The sequence below is a fragment of the Paraburkholderia fynbosensis genome (genome assembly GCF_902859935.1).
GTDB lineage: Bacteria > Pseudomonadota > Gammaproteobacteria > Burkholderiales > Burkholderiaceae > Paraburkholderia > Paraburkholderia fynbosensis.
The window spans coordinates 619,011-642,124 of sequence record NZ_CADIKI010000001.1 but is presented as its reverse complement, the minus strand read 5'-3'; the positions used below and the strand labels follow the sequence as shown (position 1 = coordinate 642,124).

Here is a 23,114-nt window from a genome sequence, read left to right as displayed (position 1 = left end):
CGGCGCGAAGTTTGCTATAATTCGGCTCCCCGCCGGAGAGATGGATGAGCGGTTTAAGTCGCACGCCTGGAAAGCGTGTATAGGTTAATAACCTATCCGGGGTTCGAATCCCCGTCTCTCCGCCACCCTTCCCATAAGGGGTTTTGCGGCCGATTCAAAATCGGATCTGTGCCATAAAAGTAGGGTTTCGTCGAGGGCCAATCCTGACACGCGCAGGGAATCCGCCGGCCCCGACCACAACCTCTTCAGCATCACGCCAAACCGCTTGCGTAGTCTCGCATTCTGAAATTCGCTCGCCTCGACTTCCTTGTCGAACCCCGCTCGTTCGTCCGCCTGTCGGTTGCCGGCCATCTCGCGCGCACACGAAATACGACGAAGGCCAGGTTACCAGGTTTCGCAACAGAGTTGTGGGTAATTGCAAGATCCGCAACACGCTTACTGTTCAACTAAATCCGATGCAGCCTTTCACCCGCAGCAAATGACACGACCGCGCGATGCGGCTCGCATGCTAGTGCTGAATTACTTCGATCATGGCGGGGTAGCCTGCACTGGCTGGTAACAGTCCGCCTTCAACATAGACGTTACGACCATCTATCTCGACGATTCCGCGGACCGTGCCGTCGGCCAGCTTGACGACGTCGCACGGCTTCAAATCCGCCACTACCGAAGCATTGCTGACGAAGAAGCCCGCTCGCGTTCTCGATATGCCCCGGCTCCAATTCACGTCGGAGAAGTCGGCGGGTTGCACGCTGATCACGTGTTCCAGCATCGAGTCCCGCGAAAACTTGGTTTGCGCTCCTCCAACACACGCGTTTTCGCTGGGAAGATTCGATACGCCGACTTCCCGCTGCCACCCGAACACCCTCGCGCTCCATGGACGAACTGAATCGACCGGCAGGCTCACGGCGCGCGAAAGCACACATGCGGAAACTTTCTCCAGACAACCGAAGTTGTCGAGGACGGCGACTCGCGAAGAGAAGTCCGCGTTAGTCCGTTGAATCGCAGGAATTGAGCCAATGGCGAGAAAGACGGCCGCCACTGCGGAGATCGCAGGCGCCGCAACGCGCACCGAGCGGGCGGCACTAATTGAATTCGCAAATGTTCCGATCCAGAAAAGGGCAGTCCACGGCAGATACCGAACAGCGAAAAAATAGCTGAAGTTCACATTCGCATTGCGCAAGTCCTCGTAGGCGATGTTGAGTGTGACACTCGTCATACAGGCGAGCAGGCCGAAGGTCGAAACAAACACGAGGTGCGCACTGCCCTGTTTGAAGCGTACAAACCGGACGATCGAAAAGAAATAGGCACAGAGTCCAACGGCACCCAGAATCGCATCGGCGGCAGCGCTCAGCGCTCCGAACGCCACTCCGTGTCCGAGCAAATACGAGACGTATGCCGGGATTCCGATCCAGGCAGACGGCGCGTGGATCATTTTCGCTAATATCGCCGCCAGTTGGATATGAGGTGTCGTCGGATAGTGAGCCGCGTACACCGAAAATTCCACCGTGAGCAAAACCGCAATAACGGCGAAGCTCTTTCTGCGCATTATTAAAGCGAATGCGATCAGAACAGGAATCGCCAGAACGCCAGCCCCATGACTGATGATCGCGACAGCGAGGAGCAGCCCGGCGACGAATGACTTCGATACAGTTTGATCGCGCGTGAGTAAATACGAGGCTACTGTTATCAGAGACGCGGTGCCGATCAATGTGACCTGAAACGGCCACTCAAGGATGCCTATGTTTTGAGGGCCAAGCAGAAGGAAGGTTGCAAGACCGATCAGCGCGAAGCGTGTCGCGCGATCCCGTTCAGATCCAAAAATGGACGCTGAGATTGTTGCGATGGTCGCCAAACAAAATGCAAAACTGGCCGCGTACAGCAACCATGCGCGCCCCCCGAAGTACATGACATCCAGAAAAGCCAAGCTGAAGACAATGAAATGGGGGTGGTCAACCTGTCGGCGAAACACGAAGTCCGCGACGCTGATCTCTCCGTGCTTCAATTGGGCGGCGCGAAAAAAAACCTGCTCGTAATCGCTGGAGAAGAGGGGGAGATACGTCCGGGCGATTACCGCCAGAGTGATAGTTGCCGCCGCTATCCCCGCGAGAAAGACGAGGAACGATAGCAATTCTGCTGTACGATTTGCGGATTTAATTGTGTGCACTGGTGGCGGTCTCCGGTTCGAGCCCGAAAGTGTAGCGCACGGCAAATATCTATAGTTCAGGAGTATGCGCAGAATGGCCGCAGCCGGCGTGATCGGGGCCTTTCTACACCACGATGCCCCTTGCGATGAGCCGCCGCGACGTCGTCGCCGAGTCGGCCGCAAGGTTCACGAGATAGCCGCAGGCGGTTCGACATCGTGGTGATGCGCATCCTGCACTAAACTAGCGCCCGCCCAAGCCCGCTACGTAAAGAGCAACCCACCGATGCCTCCGTCTCCCGCCGATCCCACCGATTCCCCCACCTTCAGCCTCCCGAAACACCCCCCATTCCAGCGCTTCTGGTGCACGCGCATCCTGTCGTCGCTGTCATTCCAGATGCTCGCCGTGGCGATGGGCTGGCACATCTACGCGCTCACGCATAGCGCCTTCGCGCTGGGCCTCGTCGGCCTCGCGCAATTTCTGCCGATGTTCCTGCTGACGCTGGTGGTTGGCCACGTCGCCGACCGCTACGACCGCCGCCGCATCGCAGCCATCTGCCAAAGCCTCGAAAGCGTCGCTGCGTTGCTGTTCGCTTTCGGCACCTTCGGCGGCTGGATCAGTGCGCCGGTCATCTATGTGCTGGCCGCCTGCGTCGGCGCGGCGCGCGCGTTCGAATCGCCCGCGGTCGCCTCGCTGTTGCCCGCCGTCGTGCCGCGCGGCTATTTGCCGAAAGCGACCGCATGGGCCACCTCCGCGAATCAGACGGCGCAGATCGCCGGTCCCGCGCTGGGTGGTCTGCTGTATGGCATCGGTCCGGGCGCTGCCTACCTCGCGTGCACGCTGTCGTTCGCGGCCGCCGCCGCATCCGTGTGGAGCATCCCGCTGCAAATGAAATCCGCGCGCCGCGCGCCCGTGACGCTCGAGTCGATCTTTTCGGGCATCGCGTTTATCCGCAAGGAGCCAGTGATTCTCGGCGCACTCTCGCTCGATCTGTTCGCCGTCCTGTTTGGCGGCGCGACCGCGCTGTTGCCGATCTTCGCGCGCGACGTGCTGCACACGGGGCCGCTCGGTCTCGGTCTGCTGCGCTCGGGCACCGCGATCGGCGCGCTCGCGGGCACCATCTGGCTTGCGCACTTCCCGTTGCGCAACCGGCCCGGCGCGGCGATGTTCGGCGGCGTGATCGCGTTCGGCCTGGCCACGGTGGTGTTCGGTCTGTCGCATCAATTCTTCGTGTCGCTGTTTGCGCTGATGGCGTTGGGTGCGTCGGACACCATCAGCGTGGTGGTGCGCCTGTCCCTTGTGCAATTGCGCACGCCCGACGAAATGCTCGGCCGTGTGAGCGCGGTCAATTCGCTTTTCATTGGCACCTCGAACCAACTCGGCGAATTCGAATCGGGCGTGACGGCGGGGTGGTGGGGTGCGCGCACGGCGGTGCTGGTCGGCGGCATCGCGACGATCACGGTCGCCTTGCTGTGGATGAAGCTGTTTCCGGCACTGCGCGACACCCGCTCGCTGGAGCGTGAAGAGGAACTGGCGCCAAGCCGTTGATCGAGAGTAGTGACAGCGTTCACCGCGATCGGCTGCGTGGAATGCAAATGCGCGCCTCGCGCGATTGAGGCCACCTCGAGTCCGCACCAGGGCCGCATGACGCGCGACGATTTCGCGAGGCATCCGTGCGCGTGACACAGCATGCTCTGCATGAGCGCCATGAGGGGCAACCAGAGCCGGTGTGACGCGCATACCCATCTGCCCATCGTCACAACAACGACGACCCTCATCACCCGCTTGATCGAGCCGATGCCGGCACCCGCTATGATGATGCGATCGTCACTCGGCCATCATCATCATGCGCATCGCCCCTTTACCTCCGCTCCAGTGTCTGGTCGCGTTCGAATCGGCCGTGCGGCATGCGAGTTTCACCAAGGCCGCCGCCGAACTGCATCTGACGCAAAGCGCGGTGAGCCGGCAGATCGCCCAGCTCGAAGACTTTCTTGGCCGCTCGCTATTCGTGCGCGAGCATCGGGCGTTGCGCCTGACGATCGCCGGCGAAGGCTACGCAAAGCACGTGCAGTGGCTGCTCGCCACCTGCTCCGAAGCCACGCTCGACGTGATGAAGCGCTACGGCGATCTCGAACTGACGATTGCATGCTCGTCCGGCGTCGCGGTATTGTGGCTCACGCCCCGGCTCGGCGCGTTTCGTGCGGCGCATCCGAACGTGAAGATCAGAATGATCGTGCGCGACGGTCTCGCGTCGCTGTCGCCCGCGGAATTCGACGTGGGTCTGTACTACAGCCGTCAGCGTGCCGAACCGCATTTCACCGCACGCCGTATCTTCGACGAAGAGGTGTACCCGGTATGTTCGCCCGGATATCTCGCCGGGCGTGTGCTCGAACCCGCGGACCTCGCGCACGAAACCCTGCTGATGCAGGAGGACGGCCAGCGCCAATGGATGTCCTGGCCCGAATGGTTTCGTCTGAATGGTGTGCAGATGCCGGCCGCGCCGCAGTCGGTCGTCGTCAATCACTATCCGCAGCTCGTGCAGATGGCGATTCTCGGCCAGGGCGTGGTGCTCGGCTGGCGGCATATGATCGACGCGTGCCTGAGCGAAGGGCTGCTGGTGCGCGCGACGCAGGCGTCGGCGAGTCACGGCGGCGGCTATTACGTGGTGTCGCCGAACGACCGCTCGCAGAACCAGGCGGCGCGCCTCTTCACGCGCTGGCTGTTCGAGCAGGCCGAAGCGCAGATGGGCAGGACGGCCGTTTAATTCCCTGAATTCCGCTTCGCATGCGCTACGCGCATGCGTGCATGCGAATCTTTCGTTTCGAAAACAAATCAGGTGTCTCTAGGATCGGTGTTATGCCTGCGAAGGCGCCGCTCGATCATGGCGCAGCGCGTTGCCGGCACTTTCGCCTGACAGGGCAGCCAGATGAGGAAAGAGACCATGCAGGGAACGCTTTCATCCAACGTCGCACTCTCCGTCGACTCGCTCGCGCGGCAACGGCGCCGCGCCATCATCGCCACTGTGCTTGGCAACGGGCTCGAATGGTTCGACTTCACCGTGTACAGCTTTTTCGCGGTCATCATCGCGAAGCTGTTCTTTCCGACCGGCAATGAACTGAGTTCGCTGCTGCTCGCGGTCGCGACCTTCGGCGTGGGCTTTTTCATGCGACCGGTGGGCGGCATCGTGCTCGGCGTGTATGCAGACAAGGTCGGCAGAAAAGCGGCGCTCTCCTTGACCATTCTGCTGATGGCGGGGGGCACCGCGTTGATCGGCCTCGCCCCGACCTACGACCAGATCGGCCTGTGGGCGCCGGTGCTGATCGTGATCGCGCGTTTGCTGCAAGGCTTCTCGGCGGGCGGCGAAATGGGCACCGCCACCGCCTTCCTCACGGAATACGCGCCGTCGAATCAGCGCGCTTTCTATTCGAGCTGGATTCAGTCGAGCATCGGCTTCGCCGTGCTGCTCGGCGCGGCGGTCGGCACCTTCGTGACCACCAACCTGAGCGCGGACGCGTTGCACTCGTGGGGCTGGAGAATGCCGTTCCTGATCGGCATTCTGATCGGACCGGTCGGCTATTTCATCCGCAGCCGCATGGATGAAACGCCGGCGTTCAGCGCGGTGGCCGACGAAGCGAAGAACGATTCGCCGCTCGCCGAAGTGTTCCAACGCTTTCCGCGCGAGACGTTCGCGAGCTTTTCGATGGTGATTCTGTGGACCGTCTGCACCTACGTGCTGCTGTTCTATATGCCGACCTACTCGGTACGCACCTTGCACCTGCCGCAATCCACCGGCTTTTTCGCGGGCATGTTTGGCGGCCTGATGATCATGTGCTTCTCGCCGGTGGTCGGCAAGCTGGCCGACCGCTTCGGCCGCCGCGTGTTCCTGTCCGGCGCGGCCGTCTCGATCCTGCTGCTCGCATGGCCGATGTTCGCCTACATCAATCACACGCCGGGCCTCGCGTCGCTGATGGTGTTCCAGGGCGTGTTCGGTTTGCTGATCGCGGCGTACACTGGCCCGATTCTCGCTGCGTTCTCCGAACTGTTTCCGACCAAGGTGCTGTCGACCGGCTTGTCCGTCGCCTACAACTTCGCCGTGACGATTTTCGGCGGCTTCGCGCCGTTCTTCATCACGTGGCTGATCGCCTCGACGGGCAGCAACATGGCGCCCGCGATCTACGTGATGATTGCCGCGGCCATCAGCCTCACCGGCACCTTCTTCGTGCGCGATTCGCGCCAACGCCGCGCCTGAAGCGGCGCGTGCGGCCCGGCGGGGGCCGCACGGTTTCCTTCATCCAGTCAGGAAGATATCAATGAGCATTACGGTAATCAGTGGCGGCAGCGTACTCGATCTCGCACAGGGCGTGCTGCTCGAACATCATCATGTCGTGATCGAAAACGGCCATATCGTCGAAGTCACCGATCGTCCCGTCGACCTGCCGAACGCGCGCGTGATCGACGCGCGCGGCAAGACGGTGATGCCCGGCCTGATCGACTGTCACGTGCACGTGCTGGCTTCACGCGCGAACCTCGGCGTGAACGCGGCGCAGCCGAACATCCTCACCGTGATTCGCGCGTTGCCGATTCTGAAGGCGATGCTCGGGCGCGGCTTCACGAGCGTGCGCGATGCGGGCGGCGCGGATTGGGCGCTGACGCAGGCACTCGAAAGCGGCCTGATTCCGGGGCCACGAATTTTCCCGTCGGGCAAGGCGTTGTCGCAGACCGGCGGTCATGGCGATTTCCGGCCGCGCGGCGACGTGCTCGAACCGTGCTCATGCGCGTTTCGCGCGGGCGCGATTGCGCGCGTGGTCGACGGCGTGGACGCGGTGCGGCTCGCCGTGCGTGAAGAGATCCAGAAGGGCGCCACGCAGATCAAGATCATGGCGTCGGGCGGCGTCGCGTCGCCGACCGATCCGATCAGCAACACGCAGTATTCGGAGGACGAAATCCGCGCGATCGTCGCCGAGGCCCAAGCGGCCAACACCTATGTGATGGCGCACGCGTACACGAGCCGCGCGATCTCGCGGGCGATTCGCTGCGGTGTCCGAACGATCGAACACGGCAACCTCGTCGACGAAGCCGCCGCGCAACTGATGCGCGAGCATGGCGCGTTCGTCGTGCCCACGCTCGTCACCTACGACGCGCTGGCTAAACACGGCGCCGACTACGGCTTGCCGGCCGATTCGATCGCGAAGATCGAAACCGTGCGCCAGGCAGGGCGTGATTCGCTGCAGATCTATGCGAATGCGGGCGTGCCAATGGGTTTCGGTTCGGACTTGCTTGGCGAGATGCACACGTTCCAGAGCGACGAGTTGCGCATTCGCGCCGAAGTGCTCGGTAATCTGGAAGCGCTGCGTTCGGCCACGACGATCGCTGCGGACATCGTCGAGTTCAAGGGCAAACTCGGCATCATTGAGGCGGGCGCGATTGCGGACGTGCTGGTGGTCGACGGCGATCCGCTGAAGGATATCGGCGTGCTGACCGGGCAGGGCGAGCGTCTCGCGTATGTGTTGCAGCGAGGCGAAGTGGTGAGCGAGCGGGGCGTCGTCGCGTCGCACTGATTCGCGATCGGGCGCGGCTTCGCGCAAGCTGCGTCCGGCTGTCATGGCACAGGCGCTTTCCGGCACGGTGACGCTGCGGGCGCAGCGTCAGTTTCTCCACGCCCCAAGCGGGCGTTCGTGCGCCAGACGTGCGAGACGCGCCAGAGTGCCGTCGCCGGCATCGCGCCAGGGCGGTTCCCGTCACGCCCGCGCGACGCTGGTGCGCCAGGCGCTCCAGCGCACCGTCGCCAGAATCGACGCGGCGACGATCAGCGCGCCACCGATCCACGCGGTCACAGAAATCCGTTCACCTAGCCAGATGCACGCGAACAGCGCGCCGAACGCGGGTTCGCTGCCCATCAGCAGCGACACGCGCGTCGGACTGCTGCGCTTGATCGCGAAGTTCTGCGCGAAGAACGCAAACAGCGTGCAGGCCAGCACCAGATACGCGACGTAGGCCCAGAACGTCGCGTGGCCGTTCAGCGTCGGCACCGCTTGCCATTGCTGATGCGGCGCAAACAGCCACGCCGCCGCCGCGCTGCCGAACGCCACCACACCCGACTGAACGGCAGTCACCGACAACGGCGGCAGCGCCGAATCGCGCATCACGCGTTTGGTCACGCACACAGTCAATGCACGCAGCAACGCGGCGAGCAGGATCAGTGCGTCGCCCGGATTGAAGCTCAGCGCGCTATCGCCGGCCAGCAGCCACGCGCCGAGCAGCGACAGCGCCACCGCGGCCCATTCGATGCGGCTCGGCCGGCGCTTGAGCAGCCACCATTCGACGAGCGGCGTCAACACCACGCACAGGCTGATCAGAAACGCGGCGTTGGCCGCACGCGTCATCAGGATGCCGAAGGTCTCGCACAGGTAGATGCCGAGCAGCAGCATGCCGGCGATCAGCACGCCGCGCAGCGTGCGGGCGTCGGCGGCGCGCAGGTGGCGCAATGCGGGCGACAGGATCACGAACGTGATGCCGAAGCGCAATGCCAGCAAACCCAGCACCGGATAAAACACCAGCGCGCTCTTCACGACACCGTAACTGGTCCCCCATACCACTGCGACCGCGAGCAGCATCAGATCGGACAGCAGGAGCAGACGTTCTTGTTTCGACATTGAAAGACCTCGACCACGTACTACGGAACGCGTATTGTCGAGCTTTGCGCCTGAGGCGATAATCAGGTCGTCACGCACATCTTATATGTCGCAAACGCATTAATCGATACTCCACCGAGAGAGCCTCCCCAATGACCCCCACCGAGCTTTTCGCGCTGCTGCCGGACATGGCGGTGTTTGCACGCGTCGTCGATGCCGGCAATTTCTCGGTGGCCGCGCGTCAGTTGGGCAGCACGCCCTCCACGGTCAGCCGGCAGATCAAGCGGCTCGAGGACGCGCTCGCCACCCGTCTGCTCGAACGGTCCACGCGCACGGTGCGGGTCACGGAATCGGGAGCGCAGGTGGTGCGGTTCTGCCGCGACATGGTGAGCGCCGCGTCGGGTGCGGTCGACGCCGCCGGGCAACTGGCCGGACGGCCGCAAGGCAAGGTGAGCGTGAGCGCGCCGACCCAGTTCGCGAAGGCGGTGATTCATCCGCTGATCGCCGGCTTCCTGCGCGCGTATGACGAAGTGGATCTGCAACTGCTCTTCACCGACCACGACGTCGATCCGCTCGCCGATGACGTCGACCTGGTGATCCGTCTGACCGAGCATCCGCCGCAGGGTCTGGCGGGCCGGCGCTTGGGCGCGGTGCGCTGGTTGCTGGTGGCGTCGCCCGGGTATTTGCGCGAGCGTGGCGCGCCTAGGCAGCCGCGCGATCTGCTGAAGCACGACTGCATCTATCTCGGCGAAACCGCCGACGACAACCGCTGGCGCTTTCGCCGCGGCACGGAAACGCAAAGCGTCGATGTGAAGGGGCGTTACATCGCCAACCATGCGCTCGCGCGGCTCGAAGCCGCGCAGCAGGACTTCGGCATCGCGAGCGTGCCGGAGTTTGCCGCCGTGCGCGCGCTGCAGAGCGGCGAACTGGTGCAGGTGCTGCCGGACTGGCGTCTCGAAGCGCGCGCGTACGAGGGCACGGTGTGGCTGCTGTATCCGCCGAACCGTTTTTTGCCGCCGAAGGTGAGGGCATTGATCGATTACCTGGTCGAGCATCTGCGCGAGCGGCTCGATGCAAACTGACGCACCTTCCGCACGAGCGTAATCGACCTCGCGCAACCTCTTACAACGTCAAGCGACCGCCGGCACCGCCCCCAGCGCATGCCGAATCGCATCGGCCAGTTCGGCCGCGGCGAACTTCGCCACGTACCCGTTCGCGCCGGCGTTCTTCACGTGCGCTTCGTTCGCCGCGCCCGTCAACGATGAATGGATGATCACCGGAATATCGCGGGTCCGTTCGTCGGCTTTGATCTGGCGCGTCAGCATGAAGCCGTCCATCTCCGGCATTTCGAGGTCGGTCAGCACGAGCGCGATATGGTCCTTGGCCCGCGAGCCGCTCGACTGCGCTGCGCACGCGACCTGCTGCAAGGTATTCCACGCTTCTTCGCCGGTCTTGGTCATCACGTAATCCGCACCGATCGCGCTCAAGGCCTGCTCGATCAGCTTGCGCGCGAAACCGGAATCGTCGGCGGCGAGAATCTTCGCGCCAGGGCGGATGCCCAGCGCCTCACCGACCGAGGTGGGATCGACGCTCGGGTGCTGTGACGGAAACACGTCGCGCAACACCTGCTCCACGTCGATCACCTGCGCGAGCCGCGAATCGCCCGTATTGCCGTCGATGCGCGCGATGCTGGTGACGAGATTGCCGCCCGCCGTGCCGTCGGCGGACAGCACCTGGTTCCACTCCAGCCGCACGATATCGTCCACTTCCTCGACCGCGAACGCCTGTGTCGAACGCGCGAATTCCGTGACCAGCAGGATGTTCAGACCGCGCGTCGGCTCGCAGCCCATCAGACGCGGCAAGTCGATCACCGGGATGATCTGCCCGCGAATATCCACCGCGCCCATCACGAACGGCGACGAACCGGCGATCGGCGTGACCGGCGGCATGGTCGAGATTTCCCGCACTTTGAAGACGTTGATTCCATACAGTTCGTGTGCGTCGCTGCCCGGCACGCTGCCGAGGCGATACAGCAACAACTCGAATTTGTTGGAACTGGTCAGGTTGCTGCGTTCGTGATTGGCTCGCTGTTCTTCCGCCATCGAATCTCTCCAGGATTGCGCCGTGTGTCGTGCGCCATGCAGTGTTGCGTCGGCCCCCGGCGCGCGGCTTACCTTCGGGTTATCGGCGCCGTCTGAGAAAAATTCAGGGGTTCTGCGCTGTTTTAATCGCATCGTCTGGTTAACACGCACGCATCGGGCGGAACGCGTGAAGTGCGTGCGATACCGGCATGTCAAGGCATTGTTATGAAGCTTACCTAAGGTTACAGAAGCGACAGCACCGTTTCACATGGTCTTTCGCGCGCCTCCTAGAATCGACAGCGATAAAAGCGTCGTGCCGTCGGCGGCCCCAGGTTGGGCTGCAGTTTTGCCCGCAGTGTGATGTTCGACGCGCACACGCATCGCTGTTGTTTCGCTTCCACCTCAAGGAGAACGTATGATCCGCTTGCCTCTCGCCACCATCGCCAGCGCCTGCATGACCGGCCTTCTGGCTGTCGCCACCGCGGCCAGCGCTCAGACCACGACAGCCGCACCGGCAGCGGCGGACACGGGCCGTCTGCATGCCGCCGACCAGACGTTCATCGCGGACGGCACCAAGGCCATCGCGACGCAGCGCGACGCCGCGCGCATCGCCACGTCGCGTTCCACCGACCGCGACGTGAAGGCGTTTGCCGAACGCGTCTCGACCGATAACGCGAAGATCTCGGACGCGCTGCGCGCAGCGAGCCCGCGCGGCGTCGATGTGCCGAAGAACGATCCCGACGCGGCGGTGCTCGCGAGCATCAACAATCTGCGCGGCGCGGAGTTCGACAAGACGTATATCGAACAGGTCGCGCTTGCCGGCGAACAGAAGACTTTGTCGGCGTTCCAGGCAGAAATCGCCTCGGGTCGCGACGAGCAGTTGAAGGACGCGGCGAAGAAGGCGTTGCCGACCATTCAGCAGCACTACGCGATGGCGCAGGATCTCGCGAAGCGCAAGCATCTGTCGGGCACGGCGCAGTAAGGGGTTTGACGCGTGTTGCGTCATGTCTCGTCGCCGGTGCGTGACGCGTAAAACGTAATGCGCGCGGCGCGGGCCGGACGGCGGGAATGTCCGGCCCGTTGCAAAACCGGCGTGCCACGCATGCACGTCGCACGCCGCGCTTCGCGTGGCAGGCCAGCAGTGGTTCGAAGCGGGGCTTTCGACGATAATCGCTCTTTTCTTGCGTGCTACGCGCAGCGTCTCGCCTGACGACTTGCGCATCGGCACCGCACCGGCGATTTCTCGCGCATCCCATCGAAGCTGACCGTATGAACAAGCCCGGCAATCTGCCGCAACAGTTGGAGTACATGCTTCGGCAAGCCGTCGCCCTGCAGCACAACGGCGCGATCGTCGAGGCCGAAGAACTCTATCGCGAGATTCTCGAACTCAAGCCGCGCCATTTCGATGCATTGGCATGGCTCGGCGAACTCGCGCTGCAAACGGGCCGTCCGCAAGAGGGCTGCGATCTGCTCAAAAAGGCGCTTGCCGTCAACGCGAAACAAGCGCCGGTTCATTCGAACCTGGCCTACGCGCTGAATGCATTGCAGCGCTACACCGAAGGCCTTGCCAGCGCCGATCGCGCGCTCGCATTGCAGGCGAACTTCCCCGACGCATTGAACAATCGCGGCAACGCGCTGGCCGGTCTGAACCGGCCGCTCGATGCGCTTGCCGCTTTCGATCGGGCCATCGCGTCGATGCCGCAGGCCGCGCCGTTCTGGAACAATCGCGCGTGCCTGTTGCGCGACATGGGCCGCGCCGGCGACGCGCTCGCAGACCTCGATCACGCCCTCGCGTTGCGCCCCGACTATGCCGCGGCGTGGAGCAATCGCGGCAACGTGCTCGCCGACATGAACCGGCCGCAGGAAGCGGAGCACAGCTACCGGCGCGCGTTGGAACTGGCGCCGGCATTCGTCGACGCATGGAACAATCTGGGCCTTGCACAGACCGATCTCGATCAGCACGCGCAGGCCCTATCGAGTTATGAGCGCGCGCTCGCGCTCGATCCTGAATCGGTGGAAACGCGCTGGAACCAGTCGCTGTGTCTGCTGCGAATGGGGCGGTTCGAAGCCGGCTGGCGGCAATACGAATCGCGCTGGGAGCGCACTCGTATCAAGGCGGCGAGGCGCGGTTTCGCGCAGCCGCTGTGGCTCGGTGATTTTCCGCTCGACGGCAAGACGATTCTGTTGGACGCGGAGCAGGGGCTTGGCGACACGCTGCAGTTTTGCCGCTATGCCGCGCTGGTGTCGAAGCTCGGCGCTAAGGTCGTGCTCGAAGTGCCGTCCTCGCTGATGCGCCTGATGACCACGCTCGGCGGTGTCGGCCAACTGGTCGAGGCGGGGCAGCCGTTGCCGACGTTCGATTGCCACTGTCCGCTGCTGAGTTTGCCGCTCGCGTTCAGGACCGACGAGGCGAGCATTCCGGCGTTCACGCCTTATCTGTTCGCTAATGCCGAGGCCGCGCGCGCATGGCGCGAGCGTATCGGCACGCAGGCCGGTCGCCGTCTGAAAGTGGGCCTAGTGTGGGCGGGCGAAAACCGCTCGCACGTCGCGGAGTTGCGCAGGATCGACGAGCGCCGCTCGATCGCGCTCGAACGCTTCGCCCCCATCTTCGAGGTGTCGGACGTGTGCTTTTTCAGCCTGCAGAAAGGCGCGGCGGCGTCTCAGTTGGGGGATAGCGCACTGAGCGGGCGCGTCGTCGATTACACGGAGGACTTGCACGATTTCGCGGATACCGCCGCACTCGTTGCCAACCTCGATCTGGTGATTTCGGTGGATACGTCGACCGCGCATCTGGCCGGCGCGCTGGGCAAGCCGGTCTGGATTCTGAACCGCTTCGACACTTGCTGGCGCTGGTTGCTGGAGCGCAGCGATACGCCGTGGTATCCGGGCGCGCGGCTGTTCAGGCAGCCTGCGTTGGGGGATTGGGACAGCGTGATGCGGGCCACGCGGGAAGCGTTGGGCGCGGCGGCCGGAAGGGGAGAGTAGGCAAGCCAGTTGCACCTGTTCGTCGACGGTGAGGTCGATTCGCTCGTCGTGCATCGCGTTGCCCGCCAATCGCCAGCCATCCCATCGACGCATTTATCCAGACACGCGTAGACTGAACGTCCGTTTTATCGACGGCTATGCCACGGGAGAGTCAACAATGGAATACAGACATCTGGGTGCATCCGGTTTCAAGGTGCCGGTGCTGAGTTTCGGCACGGGCACGTTTGGCGGCAAGGGCGAGTTTTTCGAGGCGTGGGGCGCCACCGACGTCGCCGAAGCGCGCCGCCTGATCGACATCTGCTTCGACGCGGGCGTCACGATGTTCGACACCGCGGACATCTATTCGAAGGGCGCATCCGAGTCGGTGCTCGGTGAAGCGCTCAAGGGCAAGCGCGACAAGGCGATCATCTCGACCAAGGCGACCTTCCGCTTCGACGACGAACCGAACAGCGTCGGCTCGTCGCGCTTCCATCTGATCCAGGCGGTCGACGCCGCGCTCAAACGCTTGCAAACCGATTACATCGACCTGTTCCAGTTGCACGGCTTCGACGCCAGAACGCCGGTCGCCGAAGTCCTGTCGACGCTCGACGATCTCGTGCGCGCCGGCAAGATCCGCTACACCGGCGTGTCGAATTTCTCCGGCTGGCATCTGATGAAGTCGCAGGATGTCGCGGACCGCTACGGCTATCCGCGCTATGTCGCGAATCAGACCTACTACTCGCTGGTCGGCCGTGACTACGAGTGGGAGCTGATGCCGCTCGGCATCGACCAGGGCGTGGGCGCGGTGGTGTGGAGCCCGCTCGGCTGGGGGCGTCTGACCGGCAAGATCAAGCGTGGCCAGCCGCTGCCCGATTCGAGCCGGCTGCACAAGACCGCCGACATGGGCCCGCCGGTACCGGACGATTATCTGTTCCGCGTGCTCGATGCCATCGACGAGGTCGCCGCCGAAACCGGCAAGACGGTGCCGCAGATCGCGTTGAACTGGCTGCTGCAACGGCCGACGGTGTCGACGGTCCTGATCGGCGCGCGCAACGAGGAGCAATTGCGCCAGAACCTCGGCGCGGTCGGCTGGAACCTGACGCCCGAACAGGTTGCGAAACTCGACGCGGCGAGCGCCGTGCGCCCCGCTTATCCGTATTGGCACCAGGAAGGGTTCGAGGAGCGTAATCCGAAGGCGGTGTGAGCGCGCCGATGCCCGTACCGGCGCCCGTGACCAGGACGACGTTGTTGCGCATTTTTTCCTCCGATTCGCTTCAGTTCAATTGAAAATGCGATGCCCGTGAACGCCGCGCGAGGCGCGCTCGCGACGCGCTTGCTCCATGCGTCGCGGGCGCCCGCAGCGAGTCGGTCGCCTCAAGCGAGGCCGCCGTTCGCGCGCAGGATCTGACCATTGACCCAGCCCGCATCCGCGCTGGCGAGGAACGCCACCACCGAGGCGATATCGTCCGGCTGACCGAGGCGTTGCAGCGGCGGCATCTTCGCGAAGTTCTGGATCTGTTCTTCGGTCTTGCCGTCGAGGAACAGCGACGTCGCGACCGGGCCCGGCGCCACGGCGTTGACGGTGATGTTGCGGCCGCGCAGTTCTTTCGCGAACACATGCGTGAAGGCTTCGACGGCCGCCTTGGTCGCGTTGTAGATCGCGTAGCCCGGCATGTTCAGCGCGAGCGTGGTGCTCGAGAAGTTGACGATGCGCCCGCCGTCGTTCATCCGCGCGGCCGCTTCGCGCAGCGTATTGAAGGTGCCGCGTACGTTGATGTCGAAGGTCTGGTCGTACAGCGCGTCGCTGGTGTCGGCGAGCGGCACCGGCTTGAGCACGCCGGCGTTGTTGATCAGCACGTCCACCTTGCCGAGCTGCTGTTCGGCGACTTCGAACATGCGGCGCACGTCGTCGGCGTTCGATACGTCCGCTTGCACTGCGATCGCCTTTGCGCCTGCGGCGGTGAGTTCGGTGACCAATGCATCGGCTTCGGCCGAGCTGGATGCGTAGTTGATGGCAACCGCGAAACCGTCCTTCGCGAGACGTTGCGCGACCGCCGCGCCGATACCACGGGATGCGCCGGTCACGATGGCGACTTGAGCGTTGTCGAGCGTGTTCATGATTCGTTTCCTTCGAGGTGGTGAGTTAGCGAGGTGAATCATGGCCGCTTTTGCGGCGTAGATAATCGGGTTAGACTTGCCATAATCATTCCATTTACTTTAATAATCGACGGCATCTGACCGCCGGGATGCCAACCATGGATCGTTTCGAGGAAATGCGGGTTTTCGTGCGGATCGCCGAGCGGCAGAGCTTCACGCGCGCGTCAGACGACCTGCAGATTCCGCGCGCGACCGTCACCAATCTGATGAAGCGCATGGAGCAGCGGCTCGGCGCGCGGCTGCTCGAGCGCACCACGCGCACGGTGCGGCTCACGCATGATGGCGAGGCGTATTACCGCCGCTGCGTACGGTTGATCGCCGACATGGAAGAGGCCGAGGGTTCGTTCTCGAATCTCGCGCCGAAGGGGCTGCTGCGGGTGAATCTGCAGGGCACGCTGGCGCGGCACTTCGTCGTGCCGGCGCTGCCGGCGTTTCTCGCGCGCTATCCCGAGATCGAACTGACGATCGGTGAGGACGACCGCCTCGTCGATCTGGTGCGCGAGGGGATCGACTGCGTGCTGCGCGCGGGCAATCTGCAGGATTCGTCGATGGTGGGGCGGCGCGTCGCGCAACTGCCGCAGGTGACGGTGGCGAGTCCGGCGTATCTCGCGGAATATGGCGAGCCGGCCGATCCGGCGGCGCTGTCCACGCACCGCGCCGTAAATTACGTGTCGAGCGCGACCGGCAAGCCGGTGCCGCTCGAATTCCGCATCGACGGGCGGGACAGCGCGATGGTGCTGCCGTCGGCGGTGTCGGTGACGGGCGTCGAGCTTTATGCCGGGTCGGCGCTCGCCGGACTGGGGATCGTGCAGGTGCCGCAATACCGGGTCGCGGGGGAACTGGCGGCGGGGCGGCTGAAGGTCATCCTCGCGGATTTTCCGCCGCCGCCGATGCCGGTTTCGGTGCTGTATCCGCAGAATCGCCAGTTGTCGTCGCGCGTGCGGGTGTTTGCGCAGTGGCTGCGGGATATTTTCGAGGCGGCCGGCGGGGCGGCGCGGGACGGCGTGTGAATGAGGCTGTGCGGACGGCTTTGTGGCGATAGGGAGAGCGTCGGCGCGAAGCCGTCTGTCGGTGGCTCGTGGGGATCACGCCTTCACCAACTGCCGTTGTGACGCGGTCGCTGTTCCAGCTTCCTGTACCGCCGTCGGGTTAGAGCGGGGCGGCGCGGTTCGTGCGATTTTTCCGAAGGCACATCACGTGATCTATTCGGCTCTTTTGCGGCCGCCATATCGCTGTAGTGGACGCCCAGCAGCGCTTAGCCGTACCATCATTTCGACAAACCCGTTCGAAGGAATGGAACATGTTGTCCGAAGACGAACTGGCCTTGCTCGACGCGATTCGCGAGACCGGCAGCCTGTCGCGCGCGGCGGCGCGCCTCGGCAAGGCGCCGTCCACGGTGTCGCATGCCGCGCGGCAACTCGAAACCCGCTTCGACGCGCTGCTGTTCGACCGGCGTCGCTACCGGCTGCAACTAACACCCGCCGGCCAGCTTCTCGCCGACGAAGCCGCGCGCCTGATGCTCGACATGGCGCGCATGACGCAGCGCGTGAAGCAGATCGCGAGCGGCTGGGAGGACCGGCTGTGGGTGGTCACCGATGAGATCCTCGAATTCGAGCTGCTGATGCCGGTGGTGCGCGCATTCGATGCGCTCAACTCGGGCGTCAAGTTGCGCTTCACGCACGAAGTGCTGAGCGGAACATGGGAAGCGTTGCGCGACGGCCGCGCGGATCTGGTCGTCGGCGCGACCAATGAGCCGCCGGCGATTCCCGGCCTGCGCTGGTTCGAACTCGGGGTGATGGACTGGGTGTTCGCGGTGTCGCCGCGTCATCCGCTGGCGGCAGTCGAAGGGCCGCTCGGCCGCGAGCGGATCGTCGAACATCGCGCGGTGGTGGTGGCCGATTCGTCGCGCACGACGGCGGGGCGGGCCTATGGTGTGATGGGCGGGCAGGCGTCGCTGGCGGTGCCGAGCATGCGGGCAAAGATCCTCGCGCAGCGCGACGGCTTGGGGGTGGGGTGGCTGCCCCGTCAGCGGGTGGCGTCGCTATTGAAGCAGGGCGAGCTGGTCGAGAAGGCGACCGCCGATCCGCGCGAGCCGAACGTGTTGTACGTCGCGTGGCGTGGCGATCATGAGGGGCGCGCGTTGCAATGGTGGCTCGAACAGTTGCGGCAAGCGCGGCTGGCGAAGCGGCTCGTGCGCGGGGTGGATATGACGCTTGGGTCCGGAGGCGTTCAGCGTTGAAGTGAGTGTGGGGTGTTGCCCTTGCGGGGGCTTCTTTGCCGCGTTGGTCGTTTAACGTGAGCCGGTATTCTGTTTGAGTTGCGAGCTATCTGCGATCTGGTTCGCTTGATGTTGCGTCGAGCGTTCCTGCCGGGGCCGTATTCCCTTGCGCGACTGGGGGCAGGATGTTCTCGAACAGGTCAACGTCCAGCGTGTCTCGACAAGTCGGCGCATGATGGTTGGCGATTGATGCGCGACGGCGCATGATGAACCGCTGACCGAAAGCGCCAAATCGTTGACAGGCCAGCAACAGGTCCATGGCGAGCGCGTCAGCGAGGCGCCATCCTGCGGCAATCTGCCGACACCTGTTTTTCTGCGTGGGCCGAGCGGCTTCTCATGGGATCATACGCACCGCGTCAGGCGACAGGCCTTTCACACGATCCACCCGAAGGAATGGCCCTTGAGATGCGCCCGACAGCAGTACCCTCGGATCACGCCCAAAGAAAAACTCCCTCGAAACACGCAATAACTGGAGCGACACAATGATAGAAGGACTGGTGGGCGGACGTTTATACGGTGAGGCTCAGATCCGCACGGGGCAGAACGGCAGGCGCTTCGTTACCTGCAAGGTGCGCGCGGCCACCAACGACGGCGACACGATCTTCGTCAACGTGATTGCATTCGACGACGACGTGCAAACCGCGCTGCTCGCCTTGGGCGACGCCGACAGCGTCGCCCTGAGCGGCACGTTGACGCCCAAGGTCTGGACCGACAAGAATGGCCTCGTCAAACCGGCCGTCGACATGATCGCCCACAAGCTGTTGAGCGCTTACGCCGGGCGCCTCGACGGCGGCGAATGAGGCGCTTTCGCGGACTTGCCGGCGGCGGCGTCGAGGTATTCGACGAAGCGGTCGGCGACCGGCTCCGCATCGCCGCTCCTGCGCAACAGCAGTACTTGCGATAGCAGCGTCTCGCCGCGCAGCGGCAAAAAGCACACGCGCGGGTCCTGCACCTGCCGCAAGGTGTACGGCACCAGCGCGACCCCCATGCCGAAGCCGACCATCGTGACGACGGTCTGCCACAGCCGCGCCTCATGGCGAATCAACGGACTGAACCCCGCGCTCACGCACTGCGCGATGATCAGATCGTGATAATGCGGCGACACGGTGCGCGGAAACAGAATGAACGGCTCCTGCGCGAGCGCGCGCAGATCGACCCGGCGCTTGCGCGCGAGCGGGTGATCGGCCGGCAGGCAGCATAGGAACGGCTCGGAAAACACCGGCGTGGACGTGACGTCGGACGGAAAGTTGCCCCAATGCGCGCAACCCATATCGATCTGCATCCGCTGGATCGCATGCACTTGCTCGCTGGTGTTCATCTCCTTTAATACGATTTCGACGCCCGGATAGTCGGCCTCGAAACGGCTCACCGCGTGCGGCATGCCGCGGTACAGCATCGAATTCACGAAGCCGATCCGCAGGCGGCCAGCGAGGCCGTGCGCTGAGCGCACCGTGATGCGTTCGGCTTCGCCTGCCTGCAATAGCAGGCGGCGCGCTTCGCCGAGCAGCACCTGACCGGCGTTGGTCAGCGCGACCGACTTGTTGGTGCGCGCGAGCAGTTGCACGCCGAGCTGTTCTTCGAACTTGCGGATGTCGAAGCTCAAGGCCGGTTGCGAGATGAACAGCCGCTTGGCCGCGCGGCCGAAATGCAGTTCCTCGGCGACCGCCACGAAATAGCGCAATTGTTTCAGGTCCACGGCGGTCTCCGGTCGTTATCGATAAGCTGTGTCTATCGTACCGGATATAAGTTGTATTAGACGATTATCGAAGCCGCTTCTATGCTCCTCCCACAAGACAGGAGACAAGCATGAGCGACATCATCGCGCAGCCGGCACACGGCTCGTCCAACATTCCCGATAGCCGCGGCATCAACTTCTTCACGAGCGACCCGGATTTCGCGCGCCTCATCAGGCTGCATCTCGGCGACGAGCTGTACCGCGAACTCGAAAGCCAGTTCATTGAGCTAGGCCGGCGCGCATCCGGCGAACTCGACATATGGGCGCTATCCGCCGACCGGAACCCGCCGCAATTGCGTCATCGCACGCGCCGTGGCGAAGCGCTGCAGAGCATCGACAAGCACCCCGATTACATCGCGCTGGAACGCGTCGCGTATTCCGAGCTGGGGCTCGCGTCGCTGAGCCACGACACCCGCGACGGCAGGACGCCGCCACCGCCGCTCGTCAAATACGCGCTGACCTTCCTGTTCGTGCAGGCGGAATTCGGCCTGTGCTGCCCCGTCAGCATGACCGATTCGCTCACGCGCACGCTGCGCAAATTCGGCGCGCCCGAACTGGTTGCGCGCTTTCTGCCGAAGCTGGCCTCGCGCGATTTCGACACGCTGTTTCAAGGCGCGATGTTCATGACCGAACAGGCGGCCGGCTCCGACGTCGCGCGCATCGCCACGCGTGCGGCGCTCGAAACCGATGCGAACGGCGACGCGGCGTGGCGCCTGTACGGCGACAAATGGTTCTGTTCGAATGCCGACGCCGATCTGGCGATGGTGCTCGCGCGTCCCGACGATGCGCCGCCCGGCATCAACGGCCTCGGCCTGTTCCTGCTGCCGAAGACGCTGCCCGACGGCTCTCGCAACCGCTACCGGATCGTGCGTCTGAAGGACAAGCTCGGCAGCCGTTCGATGGCGAGCGGCGAGATCGTGCTCGAAGGCGCGCTCGCGTATCTGATCGGCGAAGTGGGGCGCGGCTTTCATCAGATGGCCGACATGATCAACATGTCGCGCCTGTCGAATGGCGTGCGTGCCGCGGGGCTGATGCGTCGTGCGCTGACCGAGGCGCTGCACATCGCGCGCCATCGCGAAGCATTCGGCCGCAAGCTGATCGACATGCCGTTGATGCAGCGGCAACTCATGAAGATGATGCTGCCCGCCGAGCAGGCGCGTTCGATGTTCATGCGCATCGCGCTGCTGCTGCCGCGGGCCGACGCGGGCGATCGCGAGGCGGCGAAGTGCGTGCGCATCCTCACGCCGCTGATCAAGTTCCGCGCCTGCCGCGACGCGCGCCGTGTCACCGGCGATGCGATGGAGGTGCGCGGCGGCACCGGCTATATCGAGGAATGGAGCGACGCGCGGCTCGTGCGCGATGCGCATCTCGGCTCGATCTGGGAAGGCACCAGCAACATCGTCGCGCTCGACATCGCGCGGGCTGCGAAGCGCGACGGTGCGCTTGAGCCGTTGCGTGCCTACTTGCAAGACCTGCTCGGTGCGGCCGGCTTGCCGGCGACCAGCCTTGCGCTGCTGCGCTCGACCCTGACGCGCGCTTGCGACGCGCTGGCGAGCGTCGCCGAGTCGGGTCGCGACGAAGGGGTTCGCCAGGCCGGCTCGGCGCTGTATCACGCGAGCACGGCAGTGCTGATGGCCTGCGAAGGCGCGCGCCTCGCGCCCGATTACCGGCGTCTCGCGCTCGCGCATCTGGTGGTGCGGCACAAGCTGTTGCCGTCCGATCCGCTCGACGCTGGCAGTGCGACGGACGACAGCGCAGTGATCGACGCGCTGGTCGACGGCCGCGGCGTGACGCTCGACGAGGCGCTGCAACTGCTGCCGGCCGGAGGCACGCAATGACCGGATTCGTGAACCATGCAACGCAAGACAAGCAAGCCGCCCAAACCACCCAAGGCGCGCTGCAAGGCGTCAAGGTCATCGACCTGAGCCGCGTGCTCGGCGGCCCTTACTGCACACAGGCGCTCGCCGATCACGGCGCCCACGTGATCAAGCTCGAACCGCCCGACGGCGACGAAACGCGCGGCTGGGGGCCGCCGTTCTACGGCGACACCGCGTGGTACTTCGCGGGCGTGAACCGCAACAAGCAGGGCATCGCGGTCGATCTGTCGCGCGACGAAGGACGCGCGATCCTGTGGCGGCTGCTCGAAGACGCCGACGTGCTGGTCGAAAACTTCAAGCCCGGCACGCTCGCGCGCTGGGGCATGGACTACGAGCGCGACTTGTGCGAACGCTTTCCGAAACTGATTCACTGTGCCGTATCGGGCTTCGGTCCGGACGGTCCGCTCGGCGGCTTGCCCGGCTACGACGCCGCGATCCAGGCGATGACCGGCCTGATGAGCGTGAACGGCGAGCGTGACGGGCCGGCCACGCGTGTCGGCCTGCCGGTCGTCGACATGGTGACGGGTCTGAACGCGCTCGCCGGCATTCTGCTCGCGCTCGCCGAGCGTGCAAAAAGCGGGCGCGGCCAGTCGATCGACATCGCGCTGTACGACTGCGGCGTGTCGCTGCTGCATCCCCATCTGCCGAATTATTTCGGCTCGGGCCGCACGCCGCAGAGAAGCGGCAACGCGCATCCGAACATCACGCCTTACGACAGCTACCGCACCGCGAGCGCGCCGATTTTTCTCGCAGTCGGCAACGACCGGCAGTTCGCGAAGCTGTGCGCGCATCTCGGCGCGCCCGAACTCGCCGACGATCCGCGCTACGCCGACAACCGCAGCCGCTGCGCGCATCGCGAGCCATTGAAGGCCGCGCTCGAAAGCCTGCTCGCCACGCACGACTGTGAACCGCTCGCGCAGGCGCTGATCAACTCGGGCGTCCCGTGCGGCCCGGTGCAAAGCGTCGATGTCGTCGCCAGGCATCCGCATACGGTGCATCGCGGCATGGTGATCGAGATGGGCGAGTACCGCGGCACCGCGTCACCGATCAAGCTCTCGCGCACACCGGCGACCTATCGCAATGCGCCGCCGTCGCTCGGCGCCGATACGCGCGACGTGCTCGACGCGTTGGGTATCGACGCGGCGACCCAGCAGCGGCTGTTCGAAGCGGGCGTACTCAAGGGCGACATGGTCGACAGCTGACGCGCGCGTTTTTCCGGCGACGGCACGCAGAAGCCGCGCTTCTCACA

General features: G+C 64.3%; 19 protein-coding genes and 1 tRNA gene. 14 read left to right on the top strand and 6 right to left on the bottom strand.

All coding sequences use genetic code 11. From position 1 onward, the window contains the following. The first annotated feature begins 34 nt into the window (after window positions 1-34). Window positions 35-125, top strand: a tRNA-Ser gene (locus tag HV770_RS02775). A gap of 383 nt (window positions 126-508) precedes the next feature. On the opposite strand, the gene HV770_RS02770 is transcribed toward HV770_RS02775, so the two are convergent. Next, on the bottom strand, window positions 509-2,164 hold the full coding sequence (locus HV770_RS02770; protein WP_175157966.1) for a hypothetical protein: 1,656 nt from the start codon (window positions 2,162-2,164) through the stop codon (window positions 509-511). A gap of 262 nt (window positions 2,165-2,426) precedes the next feature. Between HV770_RS02770 and HV770_RS02765 the strand changes: the two genes are divergently transcribed. The 4 genes from HV770_RS02765 to HV770_RS02750 all read left to right on the top strand — a co-directional run bounded on the left by HV770_RS02765 (window position 2,427) and on the right by HV770_RS02750 (window position 7,699). Beyond that, window positions 2,427-3,689 carry an MFS transporter gene (locus HV770_RS02765; protein ID WP_175157965.1) on the top strand — a complete coding sequence of 421 codons (1,263 nt, stop codon included), beginning with the start codon at window positions 2,427-2,429 and terminating at the stop codon, window positions 3,687-3,689. A 298-nt stretch (window positions 3,690-3,987) separates the two neighbouring features. Beyond that, on the top strand, window positions 3,988-4,905 hold the full coding sequence (locus tag HV770_RS02760; RefSeq protein WP_175157964.1) for a LysR substrate-binding domain-containing protein: 918 nt from the start codon (window positions 3,988-3,990) through the stop codon (window positions 4,903-4,905). 177 nt (window positions 4,906-5,082) lie between these two features. Beyond that, window positions 5,083-6,390, top strand: coding sequence for an MFS transporter (locus tag HV770_RS02755; RefSeq protein ID WP_175157963.1), 1,308 nt, complete (start codon window positions 5,083-5,085; stop codon window positions 6,388-6,390). A gap of 61 nt (window positions 6,391-6,451) precedes the next feature. Then, complete coding sequence (locus HV770_RS02750) at window positions 6,452-7,699, top strand: metal-dependent hydrolase family protein (RefSeq protein ID WP_175157962.1); 1,248 nt, start codon at window positions 6,452-6,454, stop codon at window positions 7,697-7,699. A gap of 180 nt (window positions 7,700-7,879) precedes the next feature. On the opposite strand, the gene HV770_RS02745 is transcribed toward HV770_RS02750, so the two are convergent. Further along, the gene (locus HV770_RS02745) at window positions 7,880-8,794 is read right to left on the bottom strand and encodes a DMT family transporter (RefSeq protein WP_175157961.1); all 915 of its coding nucleotides are present in this window, start codon (window positions 8,792-8,794) and stop codon (window positions 7,880-7,882) included. Window positions 8,795-8,925: 131 nt separating this feature from the next. On the opposite strand from HV770_RS02745, the gene HV770_RS02740 reads away from it, so the two are divergent. Beyond that, window positions 8,926-9,855: a LysR family transcriptional regulator gene (locus tag HV770_RS02740; RefSeq protein ID WP_175157960.1), complete on the top strand. Its 930-nt coding sequence runs from the start codon at window positions 8,926-8,928 to the stop codon at window positions 9,853-9,855. 48 nt (window positions 9,856-9,903) lie between these two features. Here the strand turns inward: HV770_RS02740 and HV770_RS02735 are convergent, their stop codons facing one another. Next, entirely contained in the window at window positions 9,904-10,875 is a 972-nt protein-coding gene (locus HV770_RS02735; protein ID WP_175157959.1) for a chemotaxis protein CheV, read from the bottom strand. A 394-nt stretch (window positions 10,876-11,269) separates the two neighbouring features. Between HV770_RS02735 and HV770_RS02730 the strand changes: the two genes are divergently transcribed. The 3 genes from HV770_RS02730 (at window position 11,270) to HV770_RS02720 (ending at window position 15,022) form a co-directional block, all read left to right on the top strand. After that, entirely contained in the window at window positions 11,270-11,836 is a 567-nt protein-coding gene (locus tag HV770_RS02730) for a DUF4142 domain-containing protein (RefSeq protein ID WP_175157958.1), read from the top strand. A gap of 287 nt (window positions 11,837-12,123) precedes the next feature. Beyond that, window positions 12,124-13,839 carry a tetratricopeptide repeat protein gene (locus HV770_RS02725; RefSeq protein ID WP_175157957.1) on the top strand — a complete coding sequence of 572 codons (1,716 nt, stop codon included), beginning with the start codon at window positions 12,124-12,126 and terminating at the stop codon, window positions 13,837-13,839. 157 nt (window positions 13,840-13,996) lie between these two features. Next, entirely contained in the window at window positions 13,997-15,022 is a 1,026-nt protein-coding gene (locus HV770_RS02720; RefSeq protein ID WP_175157956.1) for an aldo/keto reductase, read from the top strand. A gap of 170 nt (window positions 15,023-15,192) precedes the next feature. Here the strand turns inward: HV770_RS02720 and HV770_RS02715 are convergent, their stop codons facing one another. Then, a complete protein-coding gene (locus tag HV770_RS02715) occupies window positions 15,193-15,936 on the bottom strand; it encodes an SDR family oxidoreductase (RefSeq protein WP_175157955.1) in 744 nt (247 codons plus the stop codon). A 137-nt stretch (window positions 15,937-16,073) separates the two neighbouring features. Between HV770_RS02715 and HV770_RS02710 the strand changes: the two genes are divergently transcribed. Both HV770_RS02710 and HV770_RS02705 read left to right on the top strand, forming a co-directional pair. Continuing rightward, complete coding sequence (locus HV770_RS02710; protein ID WP_175157954.1) at window positions 16,074-16,985, top strand: LysR family transcriptional regulator; 912 nt, start codon at window positions 16,074-16,076, stop codon at window positions 16,983-16,985. 290 nt (window positions 16,986-17,275) lie between these two features. Then, window positions 17,276-18,214 (top strand): LysR family transcriptional regulator, encoded by a 939-nt coding sequence (locus HV770_RS02705; RefSeq protein WP_175157953.1) that lies wholly within the window; start codon window positions 17,276-17,278, stop codon window positions 18,212-18,214. A gap of 85 nt (window positions 18,215-18,299) precedes the next feature. Here the strand turns inward: HV770_RS02705 and HV770_RS02700 are convergent, their stop codons facing one another. After that, on the bottom strand, window positions 18,300-18,512 hold the full coding sequence (locus HV770_RS02700; protein WP_175157952.1) for a hypothetical protein: 213 nt from the start codon (window positions 18,510-18,512) through the stop codon (window positions 18,300-18,302). A 223-nt stretch (window positions 18,513-18,735) separates the two neighbouring features. Here HV770_RS02700 and HV770_RS02695 point away from each other — a divergent pair, with 223 nt between their 5' ends. Then, a complete protein-coding gene (locus HV770_RS02695) occupies window positions 18,736-19,053 on the top strand; it encodes a single-stranded DNA-binding protein (RefSeq protein WP_175157951.1) in 318 nt (105 codons plus the stop codon). Here HV770_RS02695 and HV770_RS02690 read toward each other — a convergent pair. Next, complete coding sequence (locus HV770_RS02690) at window positions 19,023-19,949, bottom strand: LysR family transcriptional regulator (RefSeq protein WP_175157950.1); 927 nt, start codon at window positions 19,947-19,949, stop codon at window positions 19,023-19,025. The genes HV770_RS02695 and HV770_RS02690 overlap by 31 nt on opposite strands. A 110-nt stretch (window positions 19,950-20,059) precedes the next feature. Between HV770_RS02690 and HV770_RS02685 the strand changes: the two genes are divergently transcribed. Next, on the top strand, window positions 20,060-21,826 hold the full coding sequence (locus HV770_RS02685) for an acyl-CoA dehydrogenase family protein (protein ID WP_175157949.1): 1,767 nt from the start codon (window positions 20,060-20,062) through the stop codon (window positions 21,824-21,826). Next, window positions 21,823-23,067: a CaiB/BaiF CoA transferase family protein gene (locus HV770_RS02680; protein WP_175157948.1), complete on the top strand. Its 1,245-nt coding sequence runs from the start codon at window positions 21,823-21,825 to the stop codon at window positions 23,065-23,067. Before HV770_RS02685 ends, HV770_RS02680 begins: the two co-directional genes overlap by 4 nt. Window positions 23,068-23,114: the final 47 nt, after the last annotated feature.